Raw genomic sequence first — 11,302 nt, 5'->3', positions numbered from 1 at the left:
CCGCCAGCGTTCGTCCTGAGCCAGGATCAAACTCTCACTAAAAAGTTTAATCATTTGCTCAAATTACTTTGAGTCTTGTTTTAAGACTCTCAAAAGAATTGCTGGTTTACTTTAACTATATTCTGTTCAATTTTCAAAGACCATTTACTCTGTCGCACCGAAGCGACTTGTTTATCTTATCACCGAATAACTTTTCTGTCAACATCTTTTTTCAACATTTTTTTGTTGTTTTTGTTAACTTACTTTGTTGTCTTTCGACTTGTCGGCTGTCCGTTTGGACAAGATTTATAATACCATCATATTAACATATTAACCAATAAATCATTATTATATTCATAAATTACTTTAATTTTTCTATATTTTTCACTTATTTTCTTAATAATACTTATATTGATACACAAGGATACGTTCACTTATTTAATTTGAATATTCAATCAACTATATCAAGTCTTTTTACCACTATATATTTATTATGTAAAAAAAGAGACATAAAACAGAAAAATTCATCTATTTTATATCTCTTTATATTTAATTAATATTTCTACACTACTCTTTTTTTAGGAATTATAACCGGATTATTTTCTAATCCTTTTACCTCTTCATTATCATCAATTAATGTTCCCTTATCGGTAATTGTATTATTCATTCTTACATTACTTCCTATAACAGTATTTTGAAGTATAACACAATTTTCTATTACACTACCCTTTCCGATATAAACATTTCTTCCTATAACACAGTTTTTAACTGATCCTTCAATATATGAACCGTTAGCTATTATCGAATTTACTACATTACTAGTTTCAGTATATTGTGTCGGACAAGCATCTTTTGGTTTTGTATATATAGGAAAATTACTGTAGAACAATTCCTTATTTACTTTCTCATTTAAGAATTCCATATTCGCATCATAATATGCACCTAAAGAATTAATACAAGCTAGATACCCCTTAAATTCATATCCACCAACTTTTAATTTATCTATATTACCATTAATATAATTTTTTATCTTTTTATATCTTCCGCCTCTTATACACTCATATATCATATCTATAAAAAGATCTGTTTTCATTATATACATTTCCATATTTATATTAGCACTATTTTTTAAACCCACATTTTCACCTACTCCAGTTATTCTTCCATTATCATCTAGGTTTAAAACTTGACAATCAATAAAATTATCTTCCACATGCTTAACATTCTTATATACTGTAGTTACATCATTACCTTGTGCAATGTGATATTTTATTAATTCATTATAATTTATATTACAAATCATATAAGATGAACAAATTAGCGTATATTCCTTCTTACTATGATCAAAATAATCTATATTCTCTAAAAAATTGTGTACATCATCATGTACAGGATCAATATCTCCAAAGTTAAATACCTTTAATCCATCTTTCTTACGATGTATATCCCATGGTCTACCATTCGTTAAGTGATCCATTAATGATCTTGACTTATTTTTTGTAAATATACCAATTGCCTCAATTCCCGAATTAGTCATATTAGATAATACAAAATCAACAACTCTATATCTACCTGCTATAGGTAAAGATGCTAAAGGTCTTCGTCTTGTTAACTCCGTAGTTCTTTGTTCATTTTCATCTAAATTAATTATACCAATACAATTGTTCATAATTTCTCTTTACCCCCTCTATTATACTTCCATTGCATCTATTACTGTTCCACTTTTTACATCTTCTTTAGATGCTATAACAGATATTTTCTCACCATTCCCTATTTTGCAATCTTTTCGTATTTTTGCTTCTCCACCAATAATTGCTTTATTAATTACTACATTATCTCCAATTTTGGCATCAGTCATTATTACTGAATCTTTTATAACTGTATTTTTCCCAATATATACTCCTTCGAATAGTACAGAATTTTCTACTGTTCCATGAACTGTACAACCTTCAACTATCAATGAATTTTTAACATTTGCATCTTTTCCTATATATTGAGCTGGTCTAACAGGACTAACTGAGTAAATTTTCCAATCATCTTCATATAAATTTAGTCCACTTTCTCTCTTTAATAAATCCATATTAGCTTCCCAAAGACTACTTATAGTTCCAACATCCTTCCAGTATCCTTTAAATGGATAAGCAACTAGTCTTCTGCCTTCGTTTAACATTTTAGGAATTATGTTTTTACCAAAGTCATTACTAGATTCTTTATCTTTTTCATCCTCTTTTAATGCTTGTCTTAAAAGTTTCCAATTAAATATATAAACCCCCATTGATGCCATATTGCTCTTAGGTTTAGCAGGTTTTTCTTCAAATTCATATATTGACAAATCTTCATTAGTATTCATTATTCCAAATCTACAAGCCTCTTCCATCGGAACTTCAATTACAGCTATTGTAGCCTCTGCATTCTTTTCCTTATGGAATTGAAGCATTTTATCATAATCCATTTTATAAATATGATCTCCTGATAAAATTAATACATATTCAGGGTCATATCTATCTACAAATTCAATATTTTGATAAATTGCATTTGCTGTTCCCTTATACCAATTACCACCTTTTTCTTCTTGATATGGAGGTAATATACTTACTCCTCCATCTCTCCTATCTAAATCCCATGGACTACCTATTCCAATATGTGCATTAAGCTCTAATGGCTTATATTGAGTTAATACTCCAACAGAATATATTCCTGAATTTGAACAATTACTTAAAGGAAAATCTATTATTCTATACTTCCCTCCATAAGGTACAGCTGGTTTAGCTAATTTCTTTGTTAATACACCTAATCTTGATCCTTGTCCTCCTGCTAATATCATAGCAACCATTTCTTTTTTTCTCACTATTCTCCCCATCCCCTCTTAACTTAATAGTACGCAAACTATTGTATTCACTAAATTACAGTTTTTTATTTATGTTAATTTGTAATTTTTTTCTAATTTCATACCTCTATTAGTACTGTATATAATTTACTTTATCTTTTTAAAAGTATGGCACTTTGAAACTATAAAAGTGCCATACTCTTTTATAAAATCTTTAATATCATAAATTTATGAGCTTTTACTAAAATACTTATAGTTCTTCCCTTTATTTGATATTCTTTAGTGTCATCTAATAAATTTATAACTTTTCCATCTATATTATCTATTACAATATTATCCTCTTTTTCTAAGGTGTTAACTATTACTATTATCTTATCTTTATTTAAAGTTCTCTCGAATCCTAAAATTCCATTATTAAACTCTAAAAATTCTATTTCTCCATTTTTTAATGCTTCTTCAGTAGCTCTAATAGAAGCTACCTTTTTATAGAATTCTAATATATCTTTATTTTCCTTCCCCCAAGGATAAGATTTTCTGTTACTTGGATCCTTTCCTCCAGTTAACCCTGCTTCATCTCCATAATATATTAATGGAACGCCTGGTAATGTCATTTGGATTATAACTGCTTCTTTTAACAGATTTAAATTGTTGTTTAACATGGTTAATACTCTTTCAGTATCATGATTACCAAGCATATTCATAGTTGAATAAAAGTATTCTTTTGGATAATTTTCTTTTAATGACAAGTATCTTCTTATGAAATACTTATTTCCAATATAATTCCTAACTAAATCTAAGATTATTTGTCTTAGTGGATAATTAGTTACTGAATCTAATTCATTACCAAATAGATACTCTCGTCTTCTATTGTAACTAACTTTATTAGACGCATCTTCCCATACTTCACCTATTAATACTCCATCTTTTTTTACTTCTTTAAGCTTTTTCCTTAAAATCTTAATAAATTCATCTGGTAATTCATCTGCAACATCTAATCGCCAACCACCTGCACCAAGTTTTAACCATTTCTCTATTACAGAATTCTTACCTCTAATTATATAATCTAAATAACTAGGATTAAGTTCATCTACATTCGGCATATTAGAAAAGCCCCACCATGTTTCATATAGTTTAGGATAATCATTAAATCTATACCATCTATAGTATGGAGACTGTAAAGACTGATAGGCACCCAAAGAATCATAATTCCCAAATTTATTAAAATATTTACTATCACTTCCCGTATGACTAAAAACCCCATCTAATATAATTCTTATGCCTAACTGTTCTGCTTCACTACATAGATCTTTAAAAATCTGTTCATCTCCAAACATAGAATCTATTTTTTCATAGTCGCCAGTATCATATTTATGGCAGCTGGGAGAATCAAATATTGGATTAAAATATATTACGCTTACACCTAATGATTTAATATATTCTAATTTCTTTTTTACTCCCAATAAATTTCCACCATAAAAATCCCATCTAACTATATTCCCACTCATATCCTTTATATACATTGGGCTATCATCCCAATTTCCATATATGAATGTATTTTTTTTAGGATTTAAAACTTTTCCTTCGTCTTCTCCATTAAAAAATCTATCTACAAATATCTGATATATAATTCCCTCTCTATACCAGCTAGGTACATCCCTTTTTGAATATATAGTTATCTGATAACTCACTGGCTCATTAAAATATACCTGTCCTATTCCTCCTAGTGATTCTATATTATTTCCATAAATAATATTTCTTCCATAATAATTAACTCTAAAATAATAATATATTAGACCTATATTATTTGCTGTATCTATATCAGCTTCATAAACCCAATTATTTACGCAACTATTCCATCCAATTTCGTTCATTTGAATTTCTATCTGATTGTTATAAAAGTTTATTAAATTAATATAAGCTGCACATCGTTCACTAGTCCATAATCTGATTCGCACTTTAACTCCTATGCTAACTGCACCAAATGGATTCCTTAATTCAAGATTGTGAGAATCATGGAAAATTTGTATATCATCCAAATCCACATTCCCCCTATAGATTTTTATATATTACAGTGGAACCCCAAATGCCTGTTGCATATTCTTTAATAGTTCTATCAGATGAAAATATTCCTGAATGTGCAATATTAATACCACACATCTTTTGCCATTTTTCTGTATCTATATATAAGCTATTAACCTTTTCTTGTGCATTTAAATAAGAAGAAAAATCTTTTAACACAAAGAATTCATCATTATAGGTTAATAAATTCTCATATATAGTTCTAAATCTATCTTTATCCCTGTAATATTTGCCATTAATTAAATCATTGGTAACTCTTTGTAAGCTTGGATCCTTATTACATACATCCCATGATGAATATCCACCATTTTTATGATAGTTTAATACATCTTCAGCATTCAATCCAAAGATAATAATATTATCCTCACCAACCTCATCTTTAATTTCAATATTAGCCCCATCTAATGTTGCAATAGTTATTGCTCCATTCATCATAAACTTCATATTAGATGTGCCTGATGCTTCTTTAGTAGTTGTTGAAATCTGCTCACTTAAATCAGTAGCAGGAATTATCTTTTCAGCTAATGAAACCTGATAATTATCTAACATTACGACTTTAATTTTTTTATTTACTCTTGGATCATTATTTATAGTTTCTGCAACTCTACAAATTAACTCAATAGTATTTTTAGCTAAATAATATCCAGGAGCTGCCTTTCCAGCAAAAATAAATGTTCTTGGTATTATATCTAAATTAGGATTATCTATTAGCTTATTATAAAGGTCCATTATTCTTAAACAATTTAGTGTCTGACGTTTATAAGCATGAATTCTCTTTATTTGAACATCAAAAATTGAATTTGTGTCTATTAATATTCCTTTACTCTTATAAATTTCTTTTGCTAATCGTTCCTTATTATCCTTTTTTATTTCCCCAAGTCTTTTTAAAACATTTTTATCATCAAGATAATTTTCAAAATTCTCCAAATCAGTTGGATGTTTTATAAAACTATCTCCTATAGTATCTAATAAAAGGTTAGTCAATTTAGGGTTAGACCTAATTAGCCATCTTCTATGAGTTATACCATTAGTTTTATTATTAAATTTTGATGGATATAAATAATAAAAATCTGACATTTCTTTTTTCTTTAATATTTCAGTATGAAGCTTTGCAACTCCATTAACACTATGGCTACCTACTATGGCTAAATTAGCCATCCTAACATATCCATCTCCTATAATAGCCATTCTTGATATTTTTTCCCATTGACCTACGTACTTATTCCAAAGTTCTTCACAATATCGTCTATTTATTTCTTCTATAATCATGTAAATCCTTGGTAGTAAACTCTTAAACATATCAACTGGCCATTTTTCTAAAGCTTCTGCCAATATTGTATGGTTAGTATACGAAATAGTATTTTGAGTTATTCTCCAAGCTGTTTCCCATGATAATCCCTCTTCATCAACCAATATCCTCATTAACTCTGGAATTGCTAATGTTGGATGTGTATCATTAATGTGTATTGCTATCTTTTCATCTAATAACCTAATGTCTCCATTATGTTTTTTATAGTGTCTAACTATACTTTGTATTCCTGCAGACACGAAAAAATACTGTTGCTTTAGCCTAAGCATTTTTCCTTCATAAAATGAATCTTCTGGATATAGAACTAATGATATTGCCTCTACTGAGTTTTTATAAGATATTGCCTTTAAAAAATCACCTCTACTAAATGATGAAAAATCAAATTCATTAGAAACAGGCTCTGCACTCCATAACCTTAAAGTATTTACTACTTCATTTTCATATCCAACTATTGGAGTATCATATGGTACTGCTAAAACTGGTTCATAGTTAACATGTGTAAAAGTTAATTTATCATTTACATAATCTGAAACTATTGTACCTCCAAATTTAACTATCTCGGATTTATCTTGTTTCTTTATTTCCCATACATTTCCTTCCCTTAACCAATTATCAGAGGCTTCAACTTGTTGACAATCAACAATTTTTTGTTCAAAAAAACCATATTTATACCTTATTCCACATCCATGGCCTGCAATATTTAAAGATGCCATTGAATCTAGAAAACAAGCTGCCAATCTACCTAAACCTCCATTACCTAGTCCTTGATCATGTTCTAAATTTTCAATTTCCTCTAAATCAATATCTAATTCACTTAATGCCGCTTTGCAAATATCCCTTATTCCTAAATTTAAAAGAAAATCACCTAATAGCCTTCCTAATAAGAATTCCATTGAGAAATAGTATACTTGTTTTTCTCCAGTTTGATTGTACTTTTTATTAGTATCCATCCATGTACTAATTACATAGTCTCTAACCAAACTCCCCAATGCTTCATATTTTTGTTGATTACTTCCTTCTTTTAATTCCTTCCCATGTAATTGAACGAATTTGTTATTATAATCTCTTTTAAACGAATTCTTATCGATTGATAGCATATATCTACCTCCTAATAGCTTGTATCCATTAAGGTCTCTTAACTACTCCTTCATATAACCACTTATATTGCATAGCTGATTTTTCCCAACTGTTATCTGAATTCATGGCTTGTCTTATTATGTTGTTCCAAGCATTTTTATCGTTGTAGATTGTTAATGCATACTCCATTATTTGCATTAATTCATTTGAATTGAAATTCTTAAACCCAAATCCATTCCCTACACCATTGTATTTGTTATAAGGAGATATTGTGTCTTTTAAGCCTCCAGTTTCTCTTACAATAGGTATTGATCCATACCTTAAAGCTATTAATTGACCTAATCCACAAGGTTCAAATAATGATGGCATTAAGAACATATCGGTTGCAGCATATATCTTATGAGCTAATGTATTATCGAATTTTATATTAGCTGAAACCTTATCTGGATATCTATATTGTAAATTCTTAAATGTTTCTTCATACCAATAGTCACCTGTTCCTAAAATAACAAGTTGTATATCCTTTTGAAGTAATCTATCTATCATATTAACTATCAAATCACAACCTTTTTGATGAGTTAATCTAGATATTAATCCAATCATCGGGGTATCCTTCTTTTGTGGTAACCCTAACTCTCTTTGTAATGCTAATTTATTTTGAACTTTGTTATCTATTGAATTAACATTAAAGTTCTTAAATATAAATTTATCATCTTGTGGATTAAACTCTTCATAGTCTATTCCATTAACTATTCCCATTAAATAATAACTTCTACTTCTAAGGAATCCATCTAATCCTTCACCATATTGAGACGTTTTTATTTCCTCTGCATATGTTTTACTTACTGTTGTAATTTGATCGCAATAATTTAATCCACCCTTTAAGAAACTTACTGCTCCATCTAATTCAACACTACCGTTAGCTAATGGCATATAATCATACCCAAATAGCTCTGGTAATATCTTAGGAGAAAAACTTCCCTTAAAAAGCAAATTATGAATTGAAAATACAGTCTTTATTTTCGAATAAAATTGTTCTTTTTTATATTCTAAATTAAGTAGTACTGGTACCATTCCTGTTTGCCAGTCATTACAATTTATTAAATCTGGTTGCCAATCAATTTGTTTAATAAACTCTAAAACAGCTCTATTAAAAAATGCAAATCTTTCACCATCATCAAAATATCCATATAGACCATCTCTATTAAAATAGTATTCATTATCTATAAAATAATAAATTACTCCTTGATATTGATATTGAAAAACTCCACAATATTGATTTCTCCAACCTACAGGAACAGTAAACCATTTTACAAACTGTAGCTTTTGTTTTAATTCATCTTTTATATTTTTATACTTCGGTATCACGACTCTAACATCTACGCCTAATTTTATTAATGATTTAGGTAATGCTCCCATTACATCACCTAAACCACCTGTTTTAATGAATGGATGCGCTTCTGATGCTGCAAACAATACTTTCATCTATTCACACTCCCTATTTAGATTTATTATCTACTCTTAAAATAATAGCTGCCATTGGTGGAACTTTAATTTTTATTGAATATGGTTGATTGTTACAAGGAATTTCCTCTGCTAATAATTTTTCAGCCATAACTTGTCCTGATCCACCATATATTTCACTATCCGTATTAAAATCCTCTACATACTCTGCTAAATATGGAACACCGATTCTAAAATCATATCTAACTACAGGTGTATAATTGCATATGAATATTAGAGATTCATCATTTTTACTATCTTTTCTTATAAAAGAGTATATGCTTTCATCACAATTATCAGCATCAATCCATTGATACCCTTCTGTCTTATAGTCGCCTTCCCATAACGCTTTATTTTCTTTGTAATAATTATTCATATCTTTGAAGAATTGTTGAGTCTTTTTATGCATATCATATTCTTCAATTAAGTTCCATTGCAAGCCTTCATATTCACGCCATTCTATAAATTGACCAAATTCAGAACCCATAAACATTAATTTTTTACCTGGATGACCCATCATATGTGCTAAATAAACTCTAACACCTGCAAACTTATTCCAATAATCTCCCCACATTTTATTTACAAGTGAACATTTTCCATGTACAACTTCATCATGTGATATAGATAATATAAAATTCTCTGAATAATGATATGCCATTGAAAAAGTAAGCTTGTGATGATGATATTTTCTGTTTACTGGGTCTTCTTTAATATATTTTAAAGTATCATTCATCCATCCCATATTCCACTTAAAATTAAAGCCTAATCCATCATCTTCAACTGGTTTTGATATTTTAGGCCATGATGTAGATTCTTCAGCAATTGTCATTACAGTAGGAAATTCATTATGAATTGCAGTGTTATATTCCTTTATAAACTCTATTGCCTCTAAATTTCCATTTCCACCATAAACATTTGGAACCCATTCTCCATCATTTCTTCCATAATTAAGATATAACATATTTGATACAGCATCATTTCTAATACCATCTATATGGAATTCTTTTACCCAATAAAAAAGGTTTGATATTAAAAAGCTCTTAACTTCTGGTCTTCCTAAATCAAAATTAAATGTTCCCCATCCTTTATTATCTCTTTTCCACTCTTCTTCATATTCATAAGTTGGTGTTCCATCAAACATATATAATCCATGAGCATCTTTACAGAAATGGCTTGGTACCCAATCTAATATTACTCCTATACCAACCCTATGCAATTCATCAATTAAATATTTAAAATCATTTGCATTCCCATATCTGCTTGTTACAGAATAATATCCTACCCCTTGGTAACCCCATGATGCATCTAGTGGATGTTCCAATATTGGCAATATTTCTACATGAGTATATCCCATGTCTACTAAGTACTCTGGTAATTCTTCAGCTATTTGCTTATATGTTAAAAATTCTCCATTTTTAGTCTTCCAAGAGCCTAAATGTATTTCATAAATATTAATTGGACTTTCATACATGTTAAATCTTTTTCTTTTCATCATCCAACTTCTATCATTCCATTTATATTTAACATTTTCACTAATTATTGATGCTGTATTTGGCCTTTTTTCTGATTCAAAAGCATAAGGGTCAGATTTATAATTGTGATGTCCATAAATATTTTCTATTGAATATTTATATTTTTCTCCAGGTTGTAATCCTTCTATGAATATACTCCATATACCTGAATCTGATACTTTCTCCATTTTATACTCTTCTCTTACTTCGAAGTTAGAAAAATCACCTACTACATATACATTCTTTGCTTTTGGTGCCCACGTAGTGAATCTAACACCTTTTTTCCTTTTTTCAGAAATAACATGAGCTCCCATAAATGCATAAGCTTCATAGTGCTTTCCTTGGTGAAATAAAGAAATATTATCCCCACTTAATTCACATTTTACTTTCTTCTTAACAGGTTTATTTTCTTTTTTATTATCTGAACTACTACTATTTCTCTTATTACTTACTTTTTTAACATCTTCAATAGTCTTTTTTTTATTATTCTTCTTAATAGCTGCTCCAACTTCTCCTCTCATGTGAATCCCCCCTCATCTTTTATACTATTGTAATTTCTCCTAATATAGAAGTTATTTCCTATTTTATAATTCTACCATCAAGCTTTTATACTGTTCAACTTCTTTTAACCGACATTTAATCTAATAATATTCAGCATATAATTCTATATTTTTTATATTTGTGTTAGATTTTGTCGTTTTATTTTTTTTGTTATGTATTCCTGTCTATATTTTGGTATATTTTTCTCTATTTTTCCTTATAACTTTGATTGTATATATTTATAATTATATGTTTCTAAAATTTTTCTATTACTTTTTATAGTTTTTATACTTACAATAAGCATAATTATTTATCATTATTTATAAATATAATAATCTGAATTTTAGAAATATTTTCAAAATTCATTGTAAAATAACATTAAATACTATCTCAATATTAATTATTATAAACTCAATATATAGTATATAATGTACTTTAAATATATATTGGATTTATATCTAAGCTTTAATTATTACT

At 28.5% G+C, this 11,302-nt stretch carries 6 protein-coding genes; all 6 read right to left on the bottom strand.

Features of this window, described 5'->3' with window-relative positions:
* Positions 1-541 precede the first annotated feature (541 nt).
* Complete coding sequence (glgD, locus tag I4V51_RS19425; RefSeq protein WP_195990092.1) at positions 542-1,648, bottom strand: glucose-1-phosphate adenylyltransferase subunit GlgD; 1,107 nt, start codon at positions 1,646-1,648, stop codon at positions 542-544.
* Between the two features lie 21 nt (positions 1,649-1,669).
* Positions 1,670-2,827 carry a glucose-1-phosphate adenylyltransferase gene (locus I4V51_RS19420; RefSeq protein WP_195990091.1) on the bottom strand — a complete coding sequence of 386 codons (1,158 nt, stop codon included), beginning with the start codon at positions 2,825-2,827 and terminating at the stop codon, positions 1,670-1,672.
* 182 nt (positions 2,828-3,009) lie between these two features.
* Complete coding sequence (locus I4V51_RS19415; RefSeq protein WP_195990090.1) at positions 3,010-4,848, bottom strand: alpha-amylase family glycosyl hydrolase; 1,839 nt, start codon at positions 4,846-4,848, stop codon at positions 3,010-3,012.
* Between the two features lie 7 nt (positions 4,849-4,855).
* Positions 4,856-7,291 carry a glycogen/starch/alpha-glucan phosphorylase gene (locus I4V51_RS19410; RefSeq protein WP_195990089.1) on the bottom strand — a complete coding sequence of 812 codons (2,436 nt, stop codon included), beginning with the start codon at positions 7,289-7,291 and terminating at the stop codon, positions 4,856-4,858.
* A 28-nt stretch (positions 7,292-7,319) separates the two neighbouring features.
* Positions 7,320-8,756: a glycogen synthase GlgA gene (gene glgA / locus I4V51_RS19405; RefSeq protein WP_195990088.1), complete on the bottom strand. Its 1,437-nt coding sequence runs from the start codon at positions 8,754-8,756 to the stop codon at positions 7,320-7,322.
* A gap of 13 nt (positions 8,757-8,769) precedes the next feature.
* Positions 8,770-10,806 (bottom strand): 1,4-alpha-glucan branching protein GlgB, encoded by a 2,037-nt coding sequence (glgB, locus tag I4V51_RS19400; RefSeq protein ID WP_195990087.1) that lies wholly within the window; start codon positions 10,804-10,806, stop codon positions 8,770-8,772.
* Positions 10,807-11,302 lie beyond the last annotated feature (496 nt).

The organism is Clostridium sp. D53t1_180928_C8 (genome assembly GCF_015667795.1).
Lineage (GTDB): Bacteria > Bacillota > Clostridia > Clostridiales > Clostridiaceae > Clostridium.
The sequence above is the reverse complement of the archived record's forward strand: the minus strand, read 5'-3'. Positions and strand labels throughout refer to the sequence as shown.